This is a genomic window from Pseudomonas sp. F3-2, assembly GCF_038804275.1.
Lineage (GTDB): Bacteria > Pseudomonadota > Gammaproteobacteria > Pseudomonadales > Pseudomonadaceae > Aquipseudomonas.
Genome location: NZ_CP152388.1, coordinates 872,301 through 898,433, shown reverse-complemented (window position 1 = coordinate 898,433; position 26,133 = coordinate 872,301). Strand labels below are relative to the sequence as shown.

Here is a 26,133-nt window from a genome sequence, read left to right as displayed (position 1 = left end):
TTCTGTAGCAGCGCGCTTGCCCGCGATTGCAATGTGTCAGACGACACCATTGTTCTGGACGTACCGGCCCTCGCGGGCAAACGCGCTCCTACAGACATCAGCGTTCGGCGCCAGGTGATGCGGAGCAAGCACACCAAGAGGGCGCCGAGCGCAGCGGTACAAGAACAAGACAGACGAAACGACAGAAAAACCGACGTATAGCCCATTCGAACGCTATTGCTATTTGGAGAATTAAAATGATTCCAGTGATCTTGTCAGGTGGCAGCGGTTCCCGACTCTGGCCTCTTTCGCGTAAACAGTTTCCAAAACAGTTCCTGGCACTGACCGGCGAACACACCCTCTTCCAGCAGACCCTCGAGCGCCTGCAGTTCGACGGGATGCAGCACCCGATTGTGGTGTGCAACAAGGACCACCGTTTCATCGTCGGCGAACAGCTGGCGGCGCTGGGTCTTGATACCCAAGGCATCATCATGGAACCGTTCGGCCGCAACACTGCTCCGGCAGTGGCGATCACGGCCATGATGCTGGCCAACGAAGGTCGCGACGAGTTGATGCTGGTGCTGCCGGCCGACCACGTGATCGACGATCAGAAAGCACTGCAACGTGCACTGGCACTGGCAACCGTCGCTGCCGAGCGTGGCGAAATGGTGCTGTTCGGCGTGCCGGCCACCAAGCCTGAAACCGGCTATGGCTACATCAAATCCACTGCCGATGCGCTGCTGCCGGAAGGCGTCAGCCGCGTGGCCCAGTTCGTCGAAAAACCCGACGAAAAACGCGCTTCGGAATTCGTCGATGCAGGCGGCTACTACTGGAACAGCGGCATGTTCCTGTTCCGTGCCAGCCGTTATCTGGAAGAGCTAAAAAAGCACGATCCGGACATCTACGACAACTGCCTGCTGACCCTTGAGCGCAGCAAGCACGATGGCGACAACATCGAGCTGGATCAGGCGAGCTTCGCCTGCTGCCCTGACAACTCCATCGACTACGCCGTCATGGAAAAAACCCAGCGCGCCTGCGTGGTGCCACTGGACGCGGGCTGGAACGACGTCGGCTGCTGGTCGTCGCTGTGGGATGTCCACGCCAAGGACGAAAACGGCAACGTCACCAAAGGCGACGTGGTCATCCAGGACAGCCGCAACTGCATGATTCAGGGCAACGGCAAACTGGTCACCGTGATCGGCCTGGACAACATCGTGGTCGTCGAAACCAAGGACGCCATGATGATCGCCCACAAGGACAAGGTTCAGGGCGTCAAGCAGATGGTCAACACGCTCAACGAGCAAGGCCGCACCGAAACCCAGAACCACCTCGAAGTCTATCGCCCATGGGGCTCGTACGACTCCGTGGACATGGGCGGCCGCTTCCAGGTCAAGCGCATCTCGGTCAAGCCGGGTGCCAGCCTGTCGCTGCAGATGCATCACCACCGCGCCGAACACTGGATCGTGGTGTCGGGTACCGCTCAGGTGACCTGCGACGAGAACGTGTTCCTGCTGACTGAAAACCAGTCGACCTACATCCCTATCGCTTCGGTTCACCGCCTGCGCAACCCAGGCAAGATCCCGCTGGAAATCATCGAAGTGCAATCGGGCAGCTACCTGGGCGAAGACGACATCGAGCGTTTCGAAGACGTCTACGGTCGCTCGACTCCGGGCATCGAAGCCGGCGTGAGAACTCAGACCATCGCGCGTTGATGCGTCAGTAAAACCGCGTTGTAGGGCCCCCGCCCACTCTCTGCGTATTCCCCATCCGCAGAGGGTGGGTGGGGGCTTTTTTTATCCGATTTTCAGAAATGACCACGAGACCGACACACCATGCAAAGGCGCATTGGTCTCGCTGCTCCCTTTCGGTACGATGCCAGCATTCGCATTCACGAGTCCGAAGACATGCTTATCGGCGCCGTACTGATCCTCACCTGGCTGGTCCTTCTCCTGCGCTATCCGTCCAAAGCCCTGCCGGTTTCCCTGGCGGCGGCGGTTGGCCTGGGTATCGTCGCGGCGGTCGTAATGTGGCAGGACAGCCGAGAAACCCAGCGTCTGGAGCGTCTGCAGTTGCGCCTGGATTTCGCGCCGCAACAGTGCCCGACCGGTCGGCCGCTGCTGGTTTTGATCGATAACGGTAACAATGTCGCCCTCACGGAGCTGCGCTGGAAGGTGGCGGCCTATGCGCCCGGCGACACGGTCAACCTTGCCGAAGACACCTACACGGCGCCACGCTATCGTGGGCCGGGCGAACTGCTGCCAGGCAATCAATGGCAGGATTGCCTGCCGCTGCCGCCCCTGCGCCCGGGCTACCGGCCGCAGACGCTGAACTTCCGCGCCGAGCGCCTGCAAGGCACGTTCTCGGACTGACCTTCTCGATTTTCAAGGAATGAACCCTATGCCTGTCGTCCTAATCACCGGTTGTTCCAGCGGCATTGGCCGCGCCATGGCAGACGCGTTCAAAGCGTCCGGGCATGAGGTCTGGGCCACCGCGCGCAAAACGGCGGACGTTCAGGCACTGGCCGCGGCAGGCTTTCAGGCAGTGGAGCTGGACGTCAACGACAGCGCTGCGCTGGAGCAACTGGCCGCTGCGCTCGATCGCCATGGCAAAGGGCTCGATGTGCTGATCAACAATGCCGGTTATGGCGGTATCGGACCGCTTCTCGATGGCGGCGTGGAAGGCATGCGCAGGCAGTTCGAAACCAACGTGTTCTCTATCGTCGGCGTGACGCGCGCGCTGTTCCCCCTGTTGCGCCGCAATAAAGGGCTGGTGGTGAATATCGGCAGCGTTTCAGGTGTTTTGGTCACGCCATTCGGCGGCGCGTATTGCGCCTCGAAAGCGGCCGTTCATGCGATGAGCGAAGCGTTGCGCATGGAGCTGGCGCCGTTCGGCATGCGCGTGATGGAGGTGCAGCCCGGCGCCATCGACACGCAATTTGCAAGGAATGCCAGCCAGGCTGCCGAGCAGGTCATCCATGAAAGCTCCCCGTGGTGGCCGCTGCGAGAAGGCATCCGCGCGAGGGCCAATGCGTCACAGGGTAATCCGACCCCGGCCAGCGACTTTGCCCGCGACGTACTCAACGCGGTTCAGAAAGACAAACCACCGCGCCTGCTGCGCTCCGGCAATGGCAGCCGCGCCCTGCCCCTCATGGAGCGGCTGTTGCCGACCGCCCTGCTGGAAAGAATCCTGAGCAGGCGCTTCAAGCTGAATCAACCGCTATGACCGGCGTTCAGGCACGCACCGCATCGGCTGCGCCGTTCTCGGTTACTGTTCAACCTCAGGATTGACGATCACGGTACAGGTAATGCCCGCCGCCAGCACGACGCTTTCCGGCACGTGGTCCAGGTGAATGCGGACCGGGACGCGCTGGGCCAGACGCACCCAGTTGAAGGTCGGGTTGACGTCGGCGATCAGCTCGCGGCTCTCGGGGTTGTCGCGGTCATAAATGGCGCGGGCGATGCTCTCGACGTGGCCCTTCATCACTTCGCCGCTCATCAATTGCATGTCGGCGGGGTCACCGACCCTGACGTGCGGCAGTTTGGTCTCTTCGAAGAAGCCATAGACCCAGAACGAGTTCTTGTCGACCACAGCCATTTTCGCCTCGCCGATGCGCGCGTAATCGCCGCGATGCACATTGAGATTGGTGACGTAGCCATCCACCGCCGCCAGGACTTTGGTGCGTTGCAGGTTCAGTTGCGCGGCTTCCAGTTGTGCGACGGCCAACTGGTAATCGGCCTGTGCCGAGTTGGCGACGTTAGAGGCGTCTTCGCGGTTTTCTGCGGAGATCACCAGCGCGTCCATGTCCTTGCGACGATTGGCGTTGACCTTGCGCATCTCCCAGGTCGCTTTGCGCGAGGCCACCAGCGCTTCAGCCTGCTTGACCGCCAGCTGATAGTGATCAGGGTCGATCTGCATCAGCAAGTCGCCTTTTTTCACCGGCTGGTTGTCCTTGACCGGGACGTCGATGACCATGCCGCTGACGTCGGCGGCAACGTTGATCACATCCGCCCGCACGCGCCCGTCACGCGTCCAGGGCGTGTCCATGTAATGAATCCACAGCAACCGGCCGATCCAGATGGCCAGCGCCAGAATCAGTAAAGTGGCGATCAGACTAAAGACCTTTTTCATGTCAACCAACGTGCCTCAACGGTAAACAGTGAGCGCCATCGCGCCGAAAATGCAGCTGAACAGGCTCAGGCGCAGCAGCGCCGGATGCCAGAAAAAACGGTACAGATCGAGCCCGGACATGAAGCGATCCAGCGCCCAGGAAAGCACCATCGCGACCAGAAACATCACGGTCACGCTCGGCATGTAAACGCCGTGAAAGGCAATTTCACGTGGCATGGGGAAGTCCTTGAGGCTCCAGAGCGGGCGGTTGTGCTGGCGCATACGCCGCCAACGGTGACTGCGGGTCCAGCAGACAGGTCCGGATGAAGTGCAGATAGCTCTTCACTCGACGCAGCGCCGACGTGTCGAAATGCGGGGCGAAGGGTTCGTCGGTGTTCTGCACGCAGAAGATCGCGTGATCCACGGCGTACAGGCTGCGCGCCAGGTTGTGCCGGTCCGGCTGAATGAACAGACGAATCAGTGAACGGCCCATGGCCCGGATCGCCTGCCGCCACGGCTGCGACTCGGCATAACTGGGATGCACAGGCAGGACATCCTGCTCGCGACGCAGCTCGATGATCGCGTGGCCGATCTCCAGCACCACGAACATCCAGCGCAGCAGATTGCGCTGCACTTCGGGTTTGCCCGCCGCCAGGCCGTATGCCTGATGCATCAGGTCGCGGGTACGGCTCTCGAACTTCGAACGAATGCCGCGCAACGGCGCACTGATGGCAAAACTCACCTGCTGACGCAGATCGCCTTCCAGACGCTGCCAGAGCCAGCGGCTGTTGGGCGGCAGAATGATCGCGCCCGCCGCCGCACACAGCAGCATGCCCAGAACCATGGCGATGTAATCGTTGATGAAGGCATACGGGTTGTAGACCGTCAGGTTGTCCGGGGCGGAACCGATGTTGAAGAAGATCAGCAAGCCCAGACCGTAACCGACCCACTGCGGCCGCGTGGTGAGGAACACGCCGAACACGAAAACAGGCGCCAGCACCATGCACAGCAAAGGGAAGCCATCGATGCGGGGCAGGACGAAAAAGGTGATGAAAAAGCCCAGCAGCGCACCGAGAAAGGTGCCGCACGCCATCTGGAAAGACATGCGTCGCGGGTTGGGCGTCGTCGCCGACAATGCGACCGTCGCCGCCGAGACCAGTGTCATCGAAGCGCCGCTCGGCCAGGCGGTCGCCACCCAATACACCGACATCACGCCCAGAATGAACGTCGCCCGCACGCCCGAGGCGACCGACGCCATCCAGTTGGTGGTGGAGACGAAGGGTTCGACCCATTTCTCCCGCGCATGGCTGTGGTCAGCCAGGGACGCGTGCGTCTGGGCGTAATCGTGCATGTCGTCGACGAAGCGATACAGCAGTTCGTAGGCGGTGTGGAAATCCAGAAGGTCGTCATCGCTGGGGTCAGTCTTGACGAACTCGGCGCGCAAACTGCGTACGTGCTCAGGCAGATCGGCTTTGTAGACGCTCAGACGGTTGGCCAGCAATGCCGCATCTGCGTCGGTCAGCGCGCGTCCGGCGAAGGGTTCGAGCAACTGCGCCAGCGCTTGCAGGCCCGGCTCGATGGCTTGCACCGCCGCCGTAACGCCCCGGTTGCGCAAGCGCTCGAGCAACTGGTGCAGCGCGTTGAAACGGGTGGTGATGGTCATGAATTCGCTGTTCAGGCGATTCAACCGACCGTTGCGCCGACGCATGTGCGGGTCTTCGAAAACCGTCACGGCGCGAAGGCCTTCGAGCCCCACGGCATCGGCGATGAAACGCACGTTGCTGGCCTCGAATGCCGCCGGATCGCTGGTACCGCGCAGGCCACTGATGACGAACTGAGCGAAGGTGCCAAAGCGCTGATACAAGGTATTGCGCATGGCAGCGCCGGAGCTTTGCGGCAGAATCGCGGCAGTGACCAGGGTCGAACAGACGATGCCCAGAGAAATCTCCAGAAGACGCCAGACCGCCGCCATGAATGAGGTTTCCGGGTGGGCCAGCGCAGGCAGGCCGGTCATCGCGGCGGTGTAGCCGGCCAGCACGAAACCGTAGGCACGAAAGTTACGATACCGCGCAGCACCGGCGCAGCAAAAGCCGACCCAGATGGCCAGACTGCCGAGGAACAATTCGCTGTTCTGGGCAAACAGCGCCATGAGGGTGACCATCACCACAGAGCCTGCCAGCGTGCCGAGCAGGCGGTAAAAGCTCTTGGCGAACACATGCCCGCTCTGCGGCTGCATGACGATGAACACAGTAATCATGGCCGTGCGCGGCTGCGGCAGCTCCAGACGCATCGCGATCCAGTACGTCAGGAAAGCGGCGATCAGCACCTTGAAGATGTAGATCCAGGTCACGCCGTCGCTGCGCGCCCAACCATTGAGTTCGCGCCGCCATTCCAGGGATTTGAGCCAGCTCAGGGCTTGATTCATTTCAAATCACTTCCCGCGTGACAGGGCAGATCGCAATCGCGGGCAAGCGCGCTCCTACAGCAAATCGCGATCCACTGTGGGAGCGCGGTTGCCCGCGAAAAAGCCGGTATGGCCGACACATATTCACCTGCCTCACCGCCCAAGCATGGTCAATGACGCCGGCGTCTTCGGCGCGACGGTCTTGTCGGCGGATGGCGAATCATTGCCTGCCATCAGGCCACCGCCCAGCGCGACCACCAGTTCGGCATGCACGGTCAGGCGCGCAGCCTGCACCTGCTGTTGCACCTGTTGCTGATGAAACAGCAACGTCTGGGCATTGAGCACATTGAGGTAATCGGTCAGACCGCGTTGATAAGCGACCATCGCGATATCGTAGGTTTTCTGCGCGGCCGCCACCGACTGGTCGGCGAACACCAGTTGCTTGTTCATCGACTCGCGGCGGATCAACTGATCGGAAATGCTCTTGAGCGCCGTCACCAGGGTCTGGTTGTACTGCGCCACAGCGGTGTCATAGCCGGCCGACGCCACGCCCAGTTCGGAGCGCAGACGGCCGCCATCGAAAATCGGCAGGCTGATCGCCGGACCGAAGCTGTAGTTGAATTTCTTGCCGGTGAGAAACTCCAGCATGCCGCCGCCGGTAGCCATGTAACCCAGGCTGCCCATCAGGTCGACGTTAGGATAAAACCCGGCATGCGCGACATCGATGCCCCGCGCCTGCGCCGCCACCCGCCAGCGACTGGCAACGACATCCGGACGCTGACCGAGCAATTGGGCCGGCAACGCCGACGGCAGCTTCAGCGCGGCATTGAGCGACAAGGTCGGACGCTTGAGGCTCGCACCCTCGCCCGGACCTTTGCCCGCCAGCGCGGCAATCTGATTGCGACTCAGGGCGATCGCCTCGTCGAGCGAATCGATCTGCCGATGGGTTTCAGGCAGCGGCGTTTCCGCCTGACTGACCTCGAAATGCGTGCCGATGCCGCCCTTCAGACGCCGTTGCGCCAGGTCGAGAATCTGCTGTTGCTGAGCCAGCGTCGCCTCGGCGATGTCACGCTGAGCGTAATTGAGCGACAACTGAATGTAGGCGCGCACGATGTTGTCTTGCAGCTCGAGCTGCGCCTGACGCTCCTCGGCGGCGCTCATGTGCGCCATGTCCAGCGCCTGTTCGGTGTTGTTGCTTTCCCGGCCCCAGAGGTCGAGCGAGTAACTCAGCCCAATGGACGCATTGTTGTCCCAGGTGCTGGTGTTCGACAGCTCGCCCGGCCCGTAAAACTGGTCGGTCGGCCAGTTGTGGCGTTTGAGGGTGCTGTCGCCATTGATGTGCAGCGATTCGGCCGACTCGGCAATACCGGCCATGGCCTTGGCCTGACGCACTCGCGCGGCCGCAATGGCCAGCGTCGGGCTGCCCAGCGCGGCCAGTTCGATCCAGTGATTGAGTTGATCATCGCCATAGGCCCGCCACCATTGACCGTCGGGCCAGTGAGCGTCTTTGGCGGCTTCTTTGATCGCGTCATCGGTCGCCAACTCGTTCGCCGGCATTGAAGTGCCCTTTGGGGCGATTCCGCCAGTGCCGATGCAGCCGCTGATGAGTAACGTTAAAGCCCAGACACTGAGGGGCTTGAGCCCTCTGAGAATGCGACGCGGCACAGCTGCAATTACCCGAATGAGGAGGAGGAAGAATCGAGCCGAGATTCTAGGATGCGCCTCGAACGGCGATAAGCCGGGACTTCTGTGAATCTTTGTTACTGAACGGAAGATAATCCTTTGGTATGGCTGACATGGATCAGTTACTTCATGTCACAATTTGCTATCTCACCAGAGAACGGCCAATGGACACTCTGCAAAACATGCGCGCCTTCAGTTGCGTGGCACAAGCGGGCAGCTTCACCGCTGCTGCGGCTCAGCTGGACACTACCACCGCCAACGTTTCGCGCGCCGTCTCCAATCTTGAAGCTCACCTGCAAACCCGTCTCCTCAACCGCACCACGCGACGCATTGCCCTGACCGAAGCGGGCAAGCGTTACTTGCTGCGTTGCGAGCAGATTCTGGGGTACGTCGAAGAAGCCGAAGCCGAAGCCAGCGACGCCCATGCGCGTCCGGCCGGACAGCTGAAGGTGCATTCGATGACAGGCGTCGGCCAGCATTACGTGATCGATGCCATTGCCCGCTATCGCCGGAATCATCCTGACGTGTCCTTCGACCTGACCATGACCAACCGCGTGCCGGACCTGCTCGAAGAGGGATACGACGTGTCCATCGTGCTGGCCAGCGAGTTGCCGGACTCAGGCTTCGTGTCGCAGCGTCTGGGCATTACCTACAGCATCGTCTGTGCGTCGCCCGCCTACGTCAAAGCGTTCGGCATGGCGCACAAGCCCGCGGACCTGCTCAATCACGCGTGCCTGCGCCTGGTCAGCCCGGTGTTTCCGCTGGAAAAATGGGCGTTCGACGGCCCGGAAGGCCAGGAAACCGTGACCATCGCCAGCTCGCCGTTTCTGGTGAACTCGGCAGACGCCATGAAAGCGGCGATCAGCAGCGGCATGGGCATCGGAATTCTGCCGATCTACTCGGCCATCGAAGGTCTGCGCAACGGCTCGCTGGTTCGCGTGTTGCCGCAGTACCGCTCGCACGAGTTGAATCTGTATGCGATCTACCCGTCGCGTCAGTATCTGGATGCCAAGATCAAGACTTGGGTGGAATACCTGCGCGGGTCCCTGCCGGAAATCATGGCGGCGCATGAGGCAGATTTGCAGACTCATGTATTGCCGGAGGTGGGCTAAGCCCTGACACGCATCCACTTGCCGAAGGCGGTGTGAAGCCTGACACGCACCCGAATGTAGGAGCGTCGCTTGTCCCGCGAACGGCGACGAAGTCGTCGTAAACCCTGACACCTCGGTATTTCAGGTGTATCGCGGCCGCTGATTTCACGGCTGCTGCGCAGCCGGTCGCGGGACAAGCCACGCTCCTACACGCTTTGGGTATCCTTCTCACCAATCTCGCCAATCCAACAACAAGAATGTTAGCGTGCTACGCACTTCCCATCTGAACTGCACGAGAGAAGCTATCCGATGAAAAAGACCGTCCTTGCCTTCAGCCGCGTATCCCCGGAAATGGCCGAGCGCCTGCAGCAAGACTTCAACGTGATCATTCCGGACCCCAAAAAGGGTGATCTGAACGAGCAGTTCAACGAAGCCCTGCCACACAGCCACGGCATGATCGGCGCCGGTCGCAAGCTGGGGCGTGAACAGCTGGAAAGTGCCCGTCAGCTGGAAGTCGTGTCGAGCATCTCCGTTGGCTACGACAACTACGACGTTTCCTACCTCACCGAACGCGGAATCATGCTCACCAACACCCCGGACGTGCTGACCGAAAGCACCGCGGACCTGGGCTTCTCGCTGATCATGAGCAGCGCTCGTCGCGTGGCCGAACTGGACGCCTACACCAAAGCCGGAAAGTGGACCCGCAGCATCGAAGCGCCGCATTTCGGCACTGATGTCTATGGCAAGACCCTGGGCATCGTCGGCATGGGCAACATCGGCGCTGCCGTCGCTCGTCGCGGTCGACTGGGTTTCAACATGCCGATCCTGTACAGCGGCAACAGCCGTAAAACGGCGATCGAGCAGGAGCTGGGCGCGCAATTCCGCACGCTGGATCAACTGCTGGCCGAGTCGGATTTTGTCTGCCTGGTCGTGCCGCTGAGCGAGAAAACCAAGCACCTGATCAGCACACGCGAGCTGTCGCTGATGAAAAAGAGCGCCATTCTGGTGAACATTGCCCGCGGCCCGATCGTCGATGAACCTGCGCTGATCGAGGCACTGAAGAACGGCACCATTCGCGGTGCGGGCCTGGATGTCTACGAAAAGGAACCGCTGGCCGAATCGCCGCTGTTCCAGTTGAGCAACGCGGTGACGCTGCCCCACATCGGCTCGGCCACTGACGAAACCCGTCAGGCCATGGCCGATCGCGCCTATGCCAACCTGCGTGCGGCCTTGCTCGGTGAGAAGCCGCAGGATCTGGTGAACGCACAGGTGTGGAAAGGCTGAAGATCAAGCGCCTGACTCGACGCTTTCCCGGCTAAAGCCGGTCCTACGAAAAGCTTGCAGCGTCTGTAGGACCGGCTTTAGCCGGGAAGAGGCCGGTTCATGCTGCGAAGATGCAATGATAGGAAATCAGTCTTCGTCCGATGGTCGCCCCGAGCACGCTCCTTCGCACCGGTGTTGTGCTCAGCCGGAGCGCCGGGCAAATGGTGGGTCCTTGGAGAGGTAGCTTGCTCGCGAGGAGGACAATGACTGGCGCGCTTTTCAGGCCAGTTTCGCCGCCACGGCCACCGCTGGTTTCGGCTTCCTGAACACCAGCACGTTGCCCATCATCACCAGAACCAGCCCCATCAACGCGGGCAACGTCCACTGGTAGCCTTCGGCAAACGCCGAGACGTTCAGCGCCACCACCGGAAACAGCACCGTGCAGTACGCAGCGCGCTCCGGCCCCATGCGTCCGACCAGCGTCAGATAGGCTGTGAATCCGATCACCGAACCCGGGATGACCAGATACAACAGCGAGCCGATGTAACGTGTATTCCATTCAAAACTGAACGGCGTTGCGCTGAGCAGGCAGTACAGGCAGAGCATCGTTGCGCCGTACAACATGCCGTAGGCGTTAGTGGTCAGGGGGCGCAGGCCGGCTTTCTGCTGCAGGCTTGAGAGCATGTTGCCCGCCGAGAAGCACAGCGTGCCGAGCAACGCCAGGCCAAGGCCGATCAATGTTTCGCGACTGGCGCTGTGTCCCGACAATTCGGGCCAGAACAGGCAGCCCAGACCGAGCAGCCCCAGCGCTCCGCCGGTCAGCACGTTGCGTGCAATCTTCTGTTTGAAGAACACCCGCGCATTGAGTGCGTTCCACAGCGTCGATGTGGAAAACACCACGGCGACCAGACCGCTCGGTATCCACTGGCTGGCGTGCAGGAAGCACATGAAGTTCACGCAGAACAGACACAACCCCTGGGCCAGGCAGATGAATTGTCCACGCCGATTGACCCGCTGCAGCTTGCCGCTGATCAGCAGCATTGCGAACAGGATCAGCGCTGCCAGACCGAATCGGTAGACGATCGAGACGGGAATGGCCACGTCGCCCAATTGCATTTTCAGGGCGATCCAGGTGGTGCCCCAGATCAAAACGGTCAGCAGATACAGCGAGATGTTCATGACTGGCTCCCTCAATGAGAAGCCAGTCTGAGCGCTCCGTCGGGTCGTCATTTGCATAATCTTGCGCATTTGATCGCTGGGAGGATGGCAGCGGCGCATGGGCGGAGTAGGATTCGGCACATGGACGATGTAGCTGACACAACGCTGTGGGGAAGGTGACGAAGTTGCCCGTGGGAGCGCGAAGGCTGACGCATGCCGATAGAGATGTCGCAGCTCCACCCGAGCCTTCGTGAGCACGCTTTTTTCCACAGGCTATTTTCCGCCGCCCCGACGTCGCCAACCTGTATTTCACGAGATGCCCATGTCGTCACTGGACACCATCCAAGTCTTCCAATCCCTGAACAGCTCGCCCCATGCGCAGCTGGAACAGAGCGCATTTCTGGGCGATGGCGTGGTGGCGGCCTTGTGGAACAACCGGCATGATTCGCAGGATTATCACGCACCCAGCCATCACACGCTGTCCTGTTACATCGCCGGCGGCACGGAGACTTTTCGCCGCGATCAGCCCTACAAGAAGGGCTCCCCCGACAAAATCTGCACACTGCCGGCCGGGCATCAGTCGTCTTGGGTGGTGAATGGGGAGATCCGCCTGGCGCATTTGTATATCAGCCCCGAGCAGTTTTCCCTCAACTGCGTCACCCTGCTCGACCGAGAGCCGCGCGAGTTGGCGTTGCAGGAAAAGACCTTTCTGGATGACCCGCAGCAGGCAGAGCGGTTTCACCGGTTGATCGGCATGAACTGGAAGGAGCCAGGCGAACGCCTGCTCACCAGCAGCCTGGCACATGAACTGCTCGACCACATGATTCTCAGCCAGGTGGGCCTGCGTGAAGGGCTTCGCCTGAAGGGCGGTCTCGCCCCGCACTTGCGCCGTCAACTGGTGGAGTTCATCGAGCTGAACCTGGCAGAACCGCTGAGCCTGGGCCAGTTGGCGGGCACTTGCTCACTGTCGGAATACCACTTCGCACGGATGTTCCGCGAGAGCTTTGGCCTGCCGCCTCATCAATATCTGCTGGCCCGCCGCATCAACCGCGCCCGCGATCTGCTGCGCAGCACACGCATGGCGTTCGGCGAAATTGCAGTGGAATGCGGATTCGCCAGCGCCAGTCATTTCAGCAACAGGTTCAAACAGGCGATGGGCGCCACGGCCGGTGAATATCGGCTCACCTTCCAGTCCTGATCCAAACCCGAGCGGACCTGAGCTTGCGTCGTGGGTGATACGCCCGACGCCTTCCCGGCTAAAGCCGGTCCTACGAAAAACGTGCGGCCCCTGTAGGACCGGCTTTAGCCGGGAATAGGCCAGTGCATGCGAATACCACTCTTCGCGAGCAAGCTCGCTCCCACAGAATGTGGGCCTGACCGGAGAGTTCGGGTAACCCTAAAGCCCATGTAGGAGCGAGCTTGCTCGCGAACTGCCGGGCACCGGCAGCACAACCGGCTGGCGCGTTATGTCAGGCGAACGGCGCTATATCGCCCACTCAGAATTCCAGTGTGGTCGCGAGGATCACCTGACGGGCATCGCCCATCGAGACGAAGTAGCGGCTGACTGCCGAGCTGTAATAAGTGCGGTCGAAGAGGTTCTTCACATTGAGCTGAAACTTCACTTTCTGGCCGTCCAGCCTGGTCTCATACGTCGCGAATGCATCGGCAACGGTGTAGCCCGGCAGATCGAAATCGTTGCCCGGGTTGCCGGCGCGTTTGCTCACCCAGTGCGCCCCGGCACCGGCGCGCAATCGATCGGAACCCAGTACCTGGCCGAAATCGTAAACCGCCGAAAGCGAGCCGCTGTGCCGTGGCACGTTCTGCAGGCGATTGCCCTTGAGCGTCGGATCGTCGACCACCCAGGCGTCAGTGAACGCGTAGCCGCCGATCAGGCTCCAGCGATCGGACAGCTCCCCGCTCACATCGAGCTCCATCCCCCGCGAATGCACTTCGCCCGCCGTGGTGTAGACGGTCTGGGTCGTCTGCGAGTCGAAATTGGCCACCAGCACATTGCGCTTGCGGATGTCGAACAGCGCCAGCGTTGCGCTGATTCGATTGTCCACTTCCCACTTCGCGCCCAACTCCCACGACTTCGCTCGCTCCGGTGGTGTGTCCGAGCCCAACACCGTGTTGTCTGCGAGCGTTGCAATGCTGGAGTTGGGTTTGAACGACTCGGTGTAGCTGCCATAAAGCGACAGTTCATCGTTGTAGCGATACACCAGGCCGGCCCGGGGAATCCATTTTTCACCGTTGAGGTCAGTGTTGCGGGTAAAGGGCGTGCCTTTGCCGGCCTGCTGATCGAACATTTCATAGCGCGCACCGGCCACGAAAATCCATCGGTCGCTCAGGTGAACGGAATCCTGAAAGAACAGTGAGTCAGTGCGCAGGATGTCCTTCTGATTGCTGTCCGGCGCGCTGACCTGCGTGCCCTCGACCTCTTGGCCATAGACCGGATCGGCGTAACTGAACGTCGTTCGGCTTTTTTGCCGGATGAGTTCGCCCCGATATATCTTGCGGTACTCATCGTCGACGCCAAACAGCAGCTCATGCTGCATGCCCGCCAGATCTGTCGTGCCGGCAAGGCTGAGGGTGGTAAAGCGATCGACGCTCAAGGCATTTCCCGTACCATCCATCGAGCGGGTGAGCGTGCCGTCGACCGGATCCACTGCCGTCACGCGGACCTGGCTGGCATCGTACGTTTCGCGGTTGTAGCTGAAACCCAGATGCGCTTTCCAGTTGTCGTCTGATCCATGATCGACCTCGACCCGGTACAAATCCGAGCGCCCTTCCATGCTGTTGAACGGCTCATCGAGGCGGCGGCCGGCCGGAATGTCCAGCGGTCGGTTGGTGCGCGGGTCAATCGCCGTGCCCCGATCGAAAGGCGACAGAAACTCTCGATGCTCGTAGGCGGCCAGCAGTTGCGTGTCGTCACCGAACCAGGCCAGCGAAGGCGCGATCAGCGTCTCGCGATGAACGCCGAAATTGCGCCAGTAATCTTCATCTTCATGATCGACGATCATCCGGTAGGCCAGGCCCTGCCCTTGCTCGTCGGAGCCGCCCAAGGCGCCGGTACTGTCGAGCGTGCCGCCGCTGCCGTTCTTGCCGGATCCATAGCTGGAGCCCCGCGCCGTCAAGGCGGTATAGGGCTGCAACTGCGGGCGCTTGCTGACCACATTGATGACGCCGCCAGGATCCTGAATCCCGTACAGCACGGACGCCGGGCCCTTGAGCACTTCAATCCGCTCAGCCGTGGCGTTGAGGCTGCGCCCCTGCACCACCGGCATGCCGTCGCGCATGATCGAGCCATCGCGATTGTCGCCGAATCCGCGCTTCATCAGGGTGTCCTGCGTGCTACCCAGCGTGTTGCCCTGGGTCACGCCGCTGACATTGTTCAGCGCGTCGTCGAGATTGCGCGGCGCCTGATCGCTGAGCACTTGCGCCGGCACCACACTGACGGCCTGAGGGTTTTCCAGCTGCGGTGTCGACGTGCGCATCACCGAGGTGCTGACGGGCGGCTGATAGCTCGACGTCGCGTTACGCCGCGAATCGATCTGCGTCAGGCCGAGGGTGATCGCGCCATCGACGGCAACAGGTTCCAGGGTAAACGTCGTAGGCGTTGCACGCCGGAACGTCAGGCCGGAGTTGCCCAACAGGATGCGCAGCGCCTGCTCGGCACTGAACGATCCACTGACTGCCGGCGCGTCGATGCTGTAGGGCGTTTCCTGCGTATAGATAACGCCCTGCCCTGTCACTCGGCTGAAATCGCTGAGTGCTTGAGGCAAGGGCTTCGCGGCGATGGAAAACGTGTAGGCCGGCTCCGCCGCTTGAACGCATGCGCTCCCGACCGTCAGCATGGAAATGCCGAGCCAGACTTTCAAGTTGAAGCCCCTCCGAATGCACCACGAACCTGTGGTCGGCCACGATCACGTTCGCCGCCCGATGGCGGGCGAGCATGATTTGTCAGACGTCTCGACTGGACCGACCCTTGCTGATCAGCGGATCACAATCACCCGTCCTAACGCTTCGTACTGCTCGAAACCGATGACCGATTTCAGCGCGGCCAGCACGGCCTGCGGGTCGTTGCTGGGGAAACTGCCGCTGACTGTCTTCGCGGCCAGTTCATCGTTGAGCACGACGATGCGTCCCGGGTAATAGCGACTCAAATCATCGATGACATCGGCCAGCGGCGTGCGGTAGTAGTTGAGCCAGCCCTGACGCCACGCCAGCTGATTTTCACTGTCCACCGCTCGGGGCTCGCTGGTGCGGGCAAGGTCATAATCGACTTGCTGACCGGCCGTGAGAATCTGCTGCGGCAACTGCGCGCCCGCTTTCACACCCACCCGCCCTGACAGCACCGTGACCTGAGCGCCCACCGGCTGCAGGCGCACTTCGAATTGCGTGCCGAGCACTCGGGTTTCACCCTGACCGCCCTCGACCACGAACGGCTCTCCGGTGTGCGTGACCTGAAAGAACGCCGCACCGCGGCGCAGCTCGACATGCCGCTCCCCGTGGCTGAAATGCACGGCAATCGCGCTGTCGGCATCCAGCGTCACCTGCGATTGATCGGCCAGCGTCACCGTGCGCACCTGACCGGGAGCAGACACGTAATCGGCGCCGAAATCCTCGACCCATCGCTGCGGTTTCCAGCCCAGGCCTACGCCCACCATGAGCACGAGACACGCCGCCATCGCCAAGGCTGCGCTCCAGCGCGGCAACGCGCGTTGGCGCGGCGCATCATCCATGGCCTTGAGCAGCGCATCGAGCGCGACAGCGTCTTCAGCCGCCAGACGAGCCGCCGGTTCTTCGCTCAATTCCCATAGCACCTGAGCCTGCGCGTAGGCCTCGGCATGGGCCGGATCAGCTTGCAGCCAGCGGCTGAAACGCGCCTGGTCGTCAGCCGTCGGCTCATCGTGCAGCAGACTCAGCCAGTTCAGCGCGGCAGCGTGTTGTTCAGGGGTCATCATCCGGATCGAGTCCACAGGCGCTTTCATCAACGTGCGTCCTCGGACTTCGCACGAGCGGGAGCAGCCCGTCCGGCGTCCTGATCCAGGCTTGCCTTGCAGGCTTGCAAGGCGCGCATCATATGTTTTTCCACTGCGCTTTGCGAAAGCCCCATGGCTTTCGCGATCTCGCCGTACTTGCGCCCGTGAATGCGATTGAGCAGGAAAATCTGCCGGGTCTTTTCGGGCAATCCGCGCAGCGCCGCTTCGATATGACGCAGATCATTGCTGGCTTCCAGCGCTGCCTGCGGCTCGTCGGCGCGGGCCTCCTGTGCGTCCGGCATCAGCTCTTCGCTCAACCGCGCCCGCGTACCTTCGTTGCGCAGATGGTCGATGGCGATGTTGCCTGCGCATCGCAGCAGATACGTGTTGAGTTCCTCGACCTGCACCAGCGGCCTGCGCCAGAACCGCACGAACAGGTCCTGTACCAGATCCGCCGCCGTCGCCCGGCAGCCGACACGCCGACTGACCAGCGCTTCCATTTGTGGACGCTGGGACAAAAACACTTTGAGAAAATGCGCGCGTGCAGTCTTCGGCCCGTCCTGATCATTGTCAGGCGAGGCCGGATTCGGATTCGGCGGGGTGAGGTCGATCATGACGGACTCAGGCCAGCAGTTGAATGAAGGCAACGATCGGGCTGACAAACGCCACGATCCCCGCCAGCCACAAGGCCTGCCTTGGCCAGTAGGACATCAGGAAAACCAGTGAAACCGCGCTGCCCATCAGCGCGGCGAACCAATGCACCAGAGCAAAGCCCGTGCTTTGCAGCCTCAGCGCCACGATCAGAGACACCAACAACGCGCACCCGCCGAGCACTTTGAGCGACCTGCCGCGCGCAGTCGACAGCGTGCCGCCTGCCAGGTCGGCGTAATGGCGCGGCATGGAAAGGGACAAGGCCGCAAAGCCGACATAACAGAGCAGCGTCACCAGCAACATCAGCGCGGCTCCTGCACGACGGGTGTGTGGGTCGCGATGACGCGATCACCCGGTGCGTCCGGCGATGACCGCTCGCCGGTGGAGGGCGTCGGGCCGGGCCGGACAGCGAGCGCGGCCTGGCCGTCCCCACGAAACCTGAGGGCGCCCCACGCCATGAACAGTCCGGTGGCCAGCGCTGTCAGGTCCACGCCCGGCAACACCCAACGGCCTTGCTCCAACGAAAGCCGCAGATAGCTGCCTGCGGTCACCGCGTCCAGCACCGGCAGGCTGCAGAACAACAGCGCCGCCAGGGTCAACTGTTCGCGCCATGCCGTCCGGGCGTCGCGCAAAAAGACGCGCGCCAGGGCGTGCAGCAACGCCAGCCCCCAGACGCAGAAGAACGTTTTCACCTCCCAGTCGCTGCGCCCGGCAAGCCCCACGGGCAACAGCCGGTTCGCCCAGAAGAAACTCACGATCGCCAGCATCAGGCCGGACATACTGGCGATGTTGAGCGTCTCGACCAGGCGCAGTTCGAACGGGATAACATCGGACCTTGCGTGTTTGAGCCGCCGTTTGCCCAGCCAGATCACCAGCCCGGTGCCGATCATCGCTGTGCCGCCGATGCCACAGAGGAAATACAGCCAGCGCAAAAACGGTCCGGCAAAGTGCCCCATGTGCAGCCCGTAAAGCCCGCCCGCCAGCAACAGCGAGGCAGCGCTCATGCGGGTCTCATTCTTCAATTCGCCGGTCACGCCGTCGAAGGTCAATGCTGTCCCTGGCTGATGAGCAATGTGATCAGCGCCACTGGCCGTGAGGGTCACCGATGCGCCGGCGTCGCCCGGATTGTTCACGGTCACCAGCCCCACCTGCTCGTTTGGCCACTTTTCACGTGCGACTTCGAGCATCGGGCTCAGCGGTGCGAGCGTGGCCTGAGTCCCCGCTGCAGGCGCGGATTTGAAGGCCGGAAACAGATCGTCGAAGAACGTCTGAGTGTCCTTGCCGTATGTCGTGAGAATACTCAGCGGCATGATCATGGTCATGAAGATGACCAGACTGCTGTAGGTGATCATCAGGTGAAAGGGCAGCACCAGCACCGCAACCGCATTATGACCGTCGAGCCAGGTGCGCTGGCCTTTGCGGGGCCGAAACGTGAAGAACTCCTTGAAGATTTTCTTGTGGGTGATGATCCCGCTGACCAAGGCGACGAACATCACCATCGCCGCCAGCGAGGCCAGCCAGCGTCCCCACGGGTAGGGCATTTGTAGCTGGAAGTGGAAGCGATAGAAAAACTCTCCGCCGCTGCTTTCGCGCGCCTGCACCGGCACGCCGCTCAGCGAATCGAGCGACTTGCGCTCGAACCGGCCCTTGGCGTTGGTCCAGCTCACGGCGAGTTCCGGCGTGCGCTCGTCCGGCAGATTGATGAACCAGCGACGCGCATCGCCGGCATTCTGTTGCAGCCATTGCTGCGCTCGATCGACGCTGGCGGCAGCGGAAACCTGATGAGGCACGATTTCAGGCTGCATCCACTGGGTGATTTCCTCTTTGAAATACGACAGCGTGCCGGTCAGGAAAATGGCGAAGAGCAACCAGCCGAACGTCAATCCCGCCCAGGTGTGCAGCCAGGCCATCGCCTGCCGGAAGCCTTCCTTCACAACAGCCACCTTGAGACCGCGTACAGCGCTGCCAGCGCGGCGCTCGGCAACAGCAGGCCGAACCATGCTCGCCAGGCAGAGCGGCACGCAAAGCACCAGAGCACGGCGGGCAGATAAACCAGGAAAGACACTGTCATTGCCAGCACCACGGCTTCAGCACGAACCAGCGGAAGAAACCGCGCCAGACAGATACTCGCCAACGCGGTCAGCAGGTAGCCGCCGATCAACGCTGCGACAACGCGAGACGCCACCGACATTCGCCAGCGCACCGACACGCCGGCCCGCGACCTCTTGCGTGCGCGTCCTTCTGCGGTTGGCGCGCCTGCCTGTGCGGCACTCATCAGAGAGCGCCCGCGAAGAAACAGTCACTGCGCAATGGCATCGGCAAACGCGCGTCGCAAACAAGGCGAAAGAAGGTCATGGTCATCGGACGTCGGGAAAAGAACGCAATATTAATGATAAATATTCTCATACGCAAAAGACTCTGACAGAATCGCCCGCATTTCTGGCGCATCCGCGGGTTACATCCACACATGTCCACCGCCCATCCCTCCCTCAACCAAACCGTAGAAGGTCTGTACGGCGCTCATCACAGCTGGCTGACAGGCTGGTTGCGGCGTCGTCTGGGGTGTCCGCACAGTGCGGCGGATCTGGCGCAGGACACGTTCGTCAAAGTCTTGCTGGCCAGAGAAACACCGAAACTGATCGAGCCTCGCGCGTTCCTGACCACCGTCGCCAGACGCGTGCTGTGCAACCACTTCCGGCGTCAGGAACTGGAACGGGCCTATCTTCAGGCGCTTGCCGAGTTGCCGGAGGCGTTTGCGCCGTCTGAGGAAGAACGGGCGATCATCCTGGAAACCCTCGTCGAGCTTGATCAACTGCTCGATGGCCTGCCGTCGTTGGTCAAACGTGCCTTTTTGCTGGCTCAGGTCGACGGCCTCACCCATGGCGAAATCGCGGCGCGGCTGAATATTTCCGTCGCAACGGTCAAGCGCCACCTCACAAAAGCAGCGATGCGCTGCTATTTCGCCCTGTGAGCGCGCAACACAGCGGGCTGGGCGCGGACTCGATGAATCGCCCCGACATCTCCCCGCAGGTTGCAGAGCAAGCGGTCAACTGGCTGATGGAGATGCAAAGCGGCAGCCTGGATTCGGCACGCCAGCAAGCTTGGCAGTCGTGGTTGAACAGCCACAGCGACCATCAACGGGCGTGGGCTCACATCCAGCGGGTCAATCAGCGCCTGAACGGGCTTTCTTCACCCTTGGCCCATGCCGCGATCAATGCGCCGACCCACAGTCGTCGTCAGGCGCTGAAACTCTTGCTGATGTTGGGCGCGGGGTCTGTGGCGGCCTGGGGCTTGCGCAACCCGCTGGATCTGCCGCCGCTGCTCGCCGATTACCGCAGCGGCGTGGGTGAGCAACGCAACGTGGCGCTGGCTGACGGCAGTCAGGTACGGCTCAACACCGATTCAGCCCTGGATGTCCGATTCGATAACGATCTGCGCCTGATCAGGCTGCTCACGGGTGAACTGCTGATGACGGCAGCGGCAGATGCACGCCCGTTGAATCTGCTGACCGCTGAGGGCCGTCTGCGCATCATCGACAGCGGCACGCGTTTCAACGTGAGGCAACTGAGCGGTCGCACCCAATTGGCCGTGTTCGCCGGCAGCATCGAGCTGACCCCGCTCGCTGCCGTGACCGCGCCGCTGCAGGTGAAAGCGGCGCAGCAGGTCGTATTCACAGGGGAGCGGTGGGACGCATTGCGTGCGGTCGACACCGGCAGCGGCGCCTGGGCCGACGGCATGCTGGTCGCCTCGCACATGCGCTTGAGCGACTTCCTCGCCGAGCTGGGCCGCTACCGGCGCGGTCGTCTGAACTGCGACCCGAATGTCGCCGACCTGCTGATTTCGGGCAGCTATCCGCTCAAGGACAGCGAGCGGATTCTGGACATGCTGGAAATCGCGCTCCCCGTGAAAGTGCAGCGCTTCACCCGCTATTGGGTGAACGTCGAGCGCAGGGCCTGAGCGAGCCCGCAGCGATTTCCAAATTTTTTTCATATTCGGTGAGCTGTTTTCAAGGCTCGCGTGACAGACAGGAAAAGCACCTTTTATCCGTCTTCTCAAAGGACTCCTGCATGTCATCCAGCTCGCTTCCCCCGACGCCTCTCACGCGCGCACTGCGCCACGTTCTCTTCGGCGCAGGCCTGTCGATCAGCGCAGGTTCACTGGCATGGGCGGGCGACGCACCCGCAAAGACCTGGCACATTGCGCCCAGCGAACTGGAAACCGCGCTCAACCAGTTCGGCCGTGAAGCAGGTGTTCTGATTTCCTACGGTTCCAGCATGACCAGCGGGCTCAGCACGCGGGGACTGGAGGGCAGCTACACCGACGAGCAGGCGTTGGTGCGCCTGCTGGACGGCACCGGGCTGCAGGCGATAAGCGACGGGCAAGGCGGCTTCACCCTGCAACCTCAGGCGTCCGCTCAGGCGGGTGGCATGATTGAGCTGGGCGCATCGAGCGTGGTCGGCGACTGGCTCGCTGAGGCCCGGCAGGTCAACGTATTCGAACATCCAGGCGCGCGGGATGTGATCCGTCGCGAGGAATTCGAGCGTGTCGGCGCGACGTCCGCGCGTGAAGTGCTCAATCGCATTCCCGGCGTGAACGCTCCGGAGAACAACGGCACTGGCAGCCACGACATGGCGCTGAACTTCGGCATTCGGGGCCTGAATCCGCGCCTTGCGGCGCGGTCGACGGTGCTGATGGATGGCATTCCAGTGCCGTTCGCCCCTTACGGGCAGCCACAACTGTCGTTCGCGCCGGTCAGCATGGGCAACATGGACGCGGTGGACGTGGTACGCGGCGGCGGCGCTGTGCGCTATGGCCCGCAGAACGTCGGCGGCATCGTCAACTTCGTCACCCGCGCGATCCCCGAAACCGCGACCCTGAAGGGCGGTGTCCAGACCGAAACCAGCCCGTCGTCCAGCCATGACGGTTTCAAGACCACCGGCAACCTGCTTGCCGGTGGCACCGGCGCTAACGGCCTGGGCGGCGCGATTCTCTATTCCGGGGTCCGCGGCGGCGACTGGCGCGAGCACAGCGATACTCAAATCGACGATTTGATTCTCAAGGGCAAGTACCAGATCGACGACGCCAACAGCCTCAACGCCGAAGCGCAATATTACGAGGGCGAGGCCGACATGCCCGGCGGCCTGAGCGCGGCCGACTACGACGACGACCCTTACCAGTCGACACGACTGAAGGACAAGTTCTGGGGACGTCGCACCCTGTTCAACCTCGGGTACCGCTATCAGGAAGACGCACGCGAGTTTACCGTCAACAGTTTCTTCACCAAGACCCTGCGCAGCGGCTATCTCGACCAAGGCTCCTTCGTCTCGCTGTCACCGCGCGAGTATTGGGTGCGTGGCCTTGAAACGCGGTTCTCCCAAGGCTTCGGCCTGGGCCCGACTCAGCACGAGGTCGGCGTGGGGTATCGCTATATCAACGAGGCAGGCCACGAACTGCGCTACCGAGAGAATGTGTCGCTGAACCTGCTGCCAAGTACGGCCAGCACCAATGATCGGGATACCCGAGGCTCGACGGAAGCGCACGCCTTCTTCATCGATGATCGCATCGACATCGGCCGATGGACGCTCACACCGGGCATCCGCTACGAGATGATCGACTCAGCGCAGAACAACAACCTGACGCACGTCAAATATCAGGGTGATTACAACACCGCCCTGCCCGCTCTGAATGTGCTCTACCACCTGACCGACAACTGGAACCTCTACGCCAACACCGAGGGGTCGTTCGGCTCCGTCCAGTATGCCCAGATGCCAAACCGGGTCACCGGCGGTGAAGTGAAACCGGAAAAAGCCCGTACCTGGGAACTGGGCACCCGCTATGACAACGGCAACCTGCGGGCGGAAATCGGCGCGTTCCTCATCAATTTCGACAACCAGTATGAGAGCAACCAGACCAACGATACGGTGATCGCGAGAGGTGAGACGCGCCATCAAGGCATCGAGACCAGTATCAATTACGCACTGGACGGTCTGAGCCCGCTGCTTTCGGGCTTCGATGTATACGCCACCTACGCGTATGTCGATGCAACCATCCGCGAAGATGGCCCGAACAAGGGCAATCGTGTGCCGTTTTCGTCACGTCACAAGGGCACGCTGGGCATCGGTTACACAGAAGGTCCGTGGAAGTTGAATCTGGACAGCGCCTATCAAAGCAGCCAGTTCGCTGACAACGCCAATACGTCCACTGAAAGCGCGGATGGCAGCAACGGTCGGATACCCGGTTATATGGTGTTTGGAAGTCGTGCCTCATACGATTTCGGTCCGCAGATGTCGGACCTCAACGTGGCGGTCGGCGTGAAAAACATGCTTAATCACGAATACTTCACGCGATCGTTCGAGGACAACAACAAGGGGAAATACGTCGGCGAGCCCCGCACTTTATACGTACAAACTTCGGTGTCTTTCTGACAATTCGCTGCCAACTTCCGCTAATTGCTACGGGATCAGATCATTGATCGTGCTCTCGTAGCATCTGCCGCGACATCTGAAAAGTCGATTCTGCAATGAAATATTTCTTTCGTTTGGGGGGTTGAATTGTTCATCCACAGGCGCCAACACTGTGAGTGAGGGCAGACGAAAATCCACCTTCGTCGAGACTCTCCCGAGCAAGCCAAAGTAAGGGAAGAACTATGCAAATCCAGGTCAACAGCGATAACCACATCGAAAGCAGCATCCGACTGGAGGAGTGGGTACGAACCACCGTTGAAAGCACGCTCGACCGCTACGATGAAGATCTCACCCGTGTTGAAGTTCACATCCGCGATGAGAACGGCGACAAGCCCGGCCCGCATGACATTCGCTGTCAGATGGAGGCCCGGCCCAAAGGACACCAACCCATTTCCGTGACCCACAAGGCCGATTCACTGGACCAGGCCGTTGACGGCGCAGCGGTGAAACTCGATCACGCACTGGAGCATCTGTTCGGCAAACTGCGCAGCAAACGAGGCGGTGTTTCCTCCGCAGGCGCTACGCGAAACGAAGACTCGGACAACCCCGACGCCCTGTTGCAGGAAGAATTTCTGGAAAAAGACGAGGCATTGCACGGCTGACCGAATCGTCCGTCCATCGACGGACGCTCAGATCAAATTGAAAAGGCGGACCTGTGAAAGCAGGTCCGCTTTTTTATTACAAAAAAATGACCCGTCGAGTTCGGCAGTCGCGCACACAAAACAGGCGCAACGTGCACAAATGGTGCTTGAAAAGTTATCAGCAGGCATTGGGCTATTACTTAATCATTAATTAAAAGCGACAGTCCGATGCCCACATTCGACGCTGAATGGGTTCATTACACGTGGCATGCGCCGTTTCAGGCAACTGGCCCAAACCATGCAAGCTTCGTATCGTCGAGCTTACAAACCACTGCAACCCTCGCCCCCTCTGGCTCGACGGGCAGCACACTCGCTCAAACCGAGGGCGCTTCAGCGGATTACTTCTGGAAAAACCGTTACTTCAGCGATAACGGCCAAGGCAGGAATTTTCTACCGTTGATCGGCTTCGAGAACTAAAGGGACAGCCCCCCAGTCAATTTATGCAGATCGATAAACAGGTAACAGGCCATGGACAATCCGTTTCAACAGATCACTGATGCGTTCCACCCGGACTACCGGGTCAATCTGAGTATCCAGGGCCTCGACGGCACCATCATGCTGACGCTCTCCAACGAGTCCGGTGTGGTCGCCAAACGCTTGATCAGCCCCGAACAACGAAATTCACCCAAGCGTCTGCGTCGCTTGATCGAAAGCGTGCAGTTCGGCATCGCGATCGAACAGGGTCACAGCGCAATCAAGATCCTGGCTGCAATGACTGACGGCGACCTCAAGCAACTGGCACCGCCCCCGTCACGCAATCATTTCCTCAACCGCCCTCAGTTGAATGTGGGTATCTGATCCGGGTCTCACCAGCATGATGCGAATCTGACGGAGGCGGTCTTCATTCCCCGCCTCCTGCTTCGCAGACCTCCGACCGCTGTCCGTCGTGACGGTATCAAATCTCGCCCTTCTCCTCGATCACCGCACCTTTGGTCTTGCCATGCGGGTCCGGCACTTTCACCGACGGGAATTGCGACGACGCATAGCGCACCACCAGAATCGCAAACGCCAGCAGCAGGATTGCCCCGCTCAGGTATACGACGCCCAGATCCGGCGGCGCATGGTGCGACACATCAGAAATCAACAGCCGAGTCAGCGCCGTGATTGCGACATAGATCAGAAAGCGGACGGGCATGTGGTTGGTCTTGAAATAGATCCCCACCATCGCGCCCAATTCCAGGTAGATGAACAGCAGCAGGATGTCATCGACCGTGATGTGGCCTTTTTCCAGCATGCCCAGAAATGCCATGACCGCCGCCCAGGCAGTCACCGCGCCGATGGCGAACAGCGCCAGGTAATGGAAGGTCTCGACGAACAGATTGCCCAGTGACTCGGCGCAGCTGTGTACGTGCTGACGGAGAGATTCGGCCCAGTTGATTTTCACGATGAACTTCCTTGAGTGATCCGGAACGGATGATGCCGCGCGTTCGTGACGCGCAGATTGCCAAGCATTAAAGAGGCCATCGGCTATGGTTGAGAACGTGACCGGATGTCGCAAGGCACATCCATGGACCGGAAATTACGTATGAATTGCCACTACCCAAGCCGCGTCGATTCCCTTATGCTGCGCACTGTATAAAAACACAGTATCCGAGACAGACCGAATTCGTGAAGGCACAGGTCCGTAGCGGAGCCTGAGAGCCTTTCGCGATGTGCCAAACCCGCCTGGCACGCGATACAAGGGCTTGATGCCAGCGGTTGCGCTGTACC

At 61.0% G+C, this 26,133-nt stretch carries 23 protein-coding genes; 11 read left to right on the top strand and 12 right to left on the bottom strand.

The genetic code is table 11. From position 1 onward, the window contains the following. Positions 1 to 236 precede the first annotated feature (236 nt). The 3 genes from AAGQ88_RS04120 (at position 237) to AAGQ88_RS04110 (ending at position 3,201) form a co-directional block, all read left to right on the top strand. Positions 237 to 1,691 (top strand): mannose-1-phosphate guanylyltransferase/mannose-6-phosphate isomerase, encoded by a 1,455-nt coding sequence (locus AAGQ88_RS04120; protein ID WP_285426492.1) that lies wholly within the window; start codon positions 237 to 239, stop codon positions 1,689 to 1,691. Positions 1,692 to 1,883: 192 nt separating this feature from the next. Continuing rightward, positions 1,884 to 2,348 carry a multidrug transporter gene (locus AAGQ88_RS04115; protein WP_285426491.1) on the top strand — a complete coding sequence of 155 codons (465 nt, stop codon included), beginning with the start codon at positions 1,884 to 1,886 and terminating at the stop codon, positions 2,346 to 2,348. Between the two features lie 28 nt (positions 2,349 to 2,376). Then, on the top strand, positions 2,377 to 3,201 hold the full coding sequence (locus AAGQ88_RS04110; protein ID WP_342654514.1) for an SDR family oxidoreductase: 825 nt from the start codon (positions 2,377 to 2,379) through the stop codon (positions 3,199 to 3,201). 42 nt (positions 3,202 to 3,243) lie between these two features. On the opposite strand, the gene AAGQ88_RS04105 is transcribed toward AAGQ88_RS04110, so the two are convergent. From AAGQ88_RS04105 to AAGQ88_RS04090, 4 genes are all read right to left on the bottom strand, one after another. Beyond that, positions 3,244 to 4,107 carry an HlyD family secretion protein gene (locus tag AAGQ88_RS04105; RefSeq protein WP_285426489.1) on the bottom strand — a complete coding sequence of 288 codons (864 nt, stop codon included), beginning with the start codon at positions 4,105 to 4,107 and terminating at the stop codon, positions 3,244 to 3,246. 15 nt (positions 4,108 to 4,122) lie between these two features. Continuing rightward, positions 4,123 to 4,323, bottom strand: a complete 201-nt coding sequence (locus tag AAGQ88_RS04100) for a DUF1656 domain-containing protein (RefSeq protein ID WP_093462144.1) — start codon at positions 4,321 to 4,323, stop codon at positions 4,123 to 4,125. Then, positions 4,313 to 6,511 (bottom strand): FUSC family protein, encoded by a 2,199-nt coding sequence (locus tag AAGQ88_RS04095; protein WP_285426488.1) that lies wholly within the window; start codon positions 6,509 to 6,511, stop codon positions 4,313 to 4,315. The genes AAGQ88_RS04100 and AAGQ88_RS04095 overlap by 11 nt, the downstream gene beginning before the upstream one ends. 132 nt (positions 6,512 to 6,643) lie before the next feature. Then, on the bottom strand, positions 6,644 to 8,155 hold the full coding sequence (locus tag AAGQ88_RS04090) for an efflux transporter outer membrane subunit (protein ID WP_285426487.1): 1,512 nt from the start codon (positions 8,153 to 8,155) through the stop codon (positions 6,644 to 6,646). Positions 8,156 to 8,337: 182 nt separating this feature from the next. On the opposite strand from AAGQ88_RS04090, the gene AAGQ88_RS04085 reads away from it, so the two are divergent. Both AAGQ88_RS04085 and AAGQ88_RS04080 read left to right on the top strand, forming a co-directional pair. Then, positions 8,338 to 9,285: a LysR family transcriptional regulator gene (locus AAGQ88_RS04085; RefSeq protein ID WP_093462153.1), complete on the top strand. Its 948-nt coding sequence runs from the start codon at positions 8,338 to 8,340 to the stop codon at positions 9,283 to 9,285. Positions 9,286 to 9,573: 288 nt separating this feature from the next. Next, positions 9,574 to 10,548 carry a D-glycerate dehydrogenase gene (locus AAGQ88_RS04080; protein WP_285426486.1) on the top strand — a complete coding sequence of 325 codons (975 nt, stop codon included), beginning with the start codon at positions 9,574 to 9,576 and terminating at the stop codon, positions 10,546 to 10,548. Between the two features lie 258 nt (positions 10,549 to 10,806). On the opposite strand, the gene AAGQ88_RS04075 is transcribed toward AAGQ88_RS04080, so the two are convergent. Further along, positions 10,807 to 11,706, bottom strand: a complete 900-nt coding sequence (locus AAGQ88_RS04075; protein WP_342654513.1) for a DMT family transporter — start codon at positions 11,704 to 11,706, stop codon at positions 10,807 to 10,809. A 301-nt stretch (positions 11,707 to 12,007) separates the two neighbouring features. Here AAGQ88_RS04075 and AAGQ88_RS04070 point away from each other — a divergent pair, with 301 nt between their 5' ends. Beyond that, positions 12,008 to 12,883, top strand: a complete 876-nt coding sequence (locus tag AAGQ88_RS04070; RefSeq protein ID WP_342654512.1) for an AraC family transcriptional regulator — start codon at positions 12,008 to 12,010, stop codon at positions 12,881 to 12,883. 298 nt (positions 12,884 to 13,181) lie between these two features. On the opposite strand, the gene AAGQ88_RS04065 is transcribed toward AAGQ88_RS04070, so the two are convergent. From AAGQ88_RS04065 to AAGQ88_RS04040, 6 genes are all read right to left on the bottom strand, one after another. Next, positions 13,182 to 15,539 (bottom strand): TonB-dependent receptor, encoded by a 2,358-nt coding sequence (locus AAGQ88_RS04065; RefSeq protein ID WP_342655735.1) that lies wholly within the window; start codon positions 15,537 to 15,539, stop codon positions 13,182 to 13,184. A gap of 138 nt (positions 15,540 to 15,677) precedes the next feature. Further along, entirely contained in the window at positions 15,678 to 16,676 is a 999-nt protein-coding gene (locus tag AAGQ88_RS04060) for a FecR family protein (protein ID WP_342654511.1), read from the bottom strand. Continuing rightward, the gene (locus AAGQ88_RS04055; protein WP_285426482.1) at positions 16,676 to 17,281 is read right to left on the bottom strand and encodes a sigma-70 family RNA polymerase sigma factor; all 606 of its coding nucleotides are present in this window, start codon (positions 17,279 to 17,281) and stop codon (positions 16,676 to 16,678) included. The genes AAGQ88_RS04060 and AAGQ88_RS04055 overlap by 1 nt, the downstream gene beginning before the upstream one ends. 7 nt (positions 17,282 to 17,288) lie before the next feature. After that, entirely contained in the window at positions 17,289 to 17,621 is a 333-nt protein-coding gene (locus AAGQ88_RS04050; RefSeq protein ID WP_285426481.1) for a DUF3325 domain-containing protein, read from the bottom strand. After that, positions 17,621 to 19,252 (bottom strand): PepSY-associated TM helix domain-containing protein, encoded by a 1,632-nt coding sequence (locus AAGQ88_RS04045; RefSeq protein ID WP_342654510.1) that lies wholly within the window; start codon positions 19,250 to 19,252, stop codon positions 17,621 to 17,623. The genes AAGQ88_RS04050 and AAGQ88_RS04045 overlap by 1 nt, the downstream gene beginning before the upstream one ends. Beyond that, positions 19,249 to 19,593, bottom strand: coding sequence for a DUF3649 domain-containing protein (locus AAGQ88_RS04040; protein ID WP_285426479.1), 345 nt, complete (start codon positions 19,591 to 19,593; stop codon positions 19,249 to 19,251). Before AAGQ88_RS04040 ends, AAGQ88_RS04045 begins: the two co-directional genes overlap by 4 nt. A gap of 192 nt (positions 19,594 to 19,785) precedes the next feature. Here AAGQ88_RS04040 and AAGQ88_RS04035 point away from each other — a divergent pair, with 192 nt between their 5' ends. The 5 genes from AAGQ88_RS04035 to AAGQ88_RS04015 all read left to right on the top strand — a co-directional run bounded on the left by AAGQ88_RS04035 (position 19,786) and on the right by AAGQ88_RS04015 (position 25,221). After that, positions 19,786 to 20,289, top strand: a complete 504-nt coding sequence (locus AAGQ88_RS04035) for a sigma-70 family RNA polymerase sigma factor (RefSeq protein ID WP_342654509.1) — start codon at positions 19,786 to 19,788, stop codon at positions 20,287 to 20,289. A 32-nt stretch (positions 20,290 to 20,321) separates the two neighbouring features. Then, positions 20,322 to 21,275, top strand: coding sequence for a FecR domain-containing protein (locus AAGQ88_RS04030; protein WP_342654508.1), 954 nt, complete (start codon positions 20,322 to 20,324; stop codon positions 21,273 to 21,275). A 110-nt stretch (positions 21,276 to 21,385) separates the two neighbouring features. Then, complete coding sequence (fecA, locus tag AAGQ88_RS04025) at positions 21,386 to 23,743, top strand: TonB-dependent Fe(3+) dicitrate receptor FecA (protein ID WP_342654507.1); 2,358 nt, start codon at positions 21,386 to 21,388, stop codon at positions 23,741 to 23,743. 221 nt (positions 23,744 to 23,964) lie between these two features. Then, positions 23,965 to 24,384, top strand: a complete 420-nt coding sequence (locus AAGQ88_RS04020) for an HPF/RaiA family ribosome-associated protein (RefSeq protein ID WP_285426475.1) — start codon at positions 23,965 to 23,967, stop codon at positions 24,382 to 24,384. Between the two features lie 507 nt (positions 24,385 to 24,891). Continuing rightward, positions 24,892 to 25,221 (top strand): DUF3509 domain-containing protein, encoded by a 330-nt coding sequence (locus AAGQ88_RS04015; RefSeq protein WP_285426473.1) that lies wholly within the window; start codon positions 24,892 to 24,894, stop codon positions 25,219 to 25,221. Between the two features lie 97 nt (positions 25,222 to 25,318). Here the strand turns inward: AAGQ88_RS04015 and AAGQ88_RS04010 are convergent, their stop codons facing one another. Next, positions 25,319 to 25,807: a phosphate-starvation-inducible PsiE family protein gene (locus AAGQ88_RS04010; RefSeq protein ID WP_081565590.1), complete on the bottom strand. Its 489-nt coding sequence runs from the start codon at positions 25,805 to 25,807 to the stop codon at positions 25,319 to 25,321. Positions 25,808 to 26,133 lie beyond the last annotated feature (326 nt).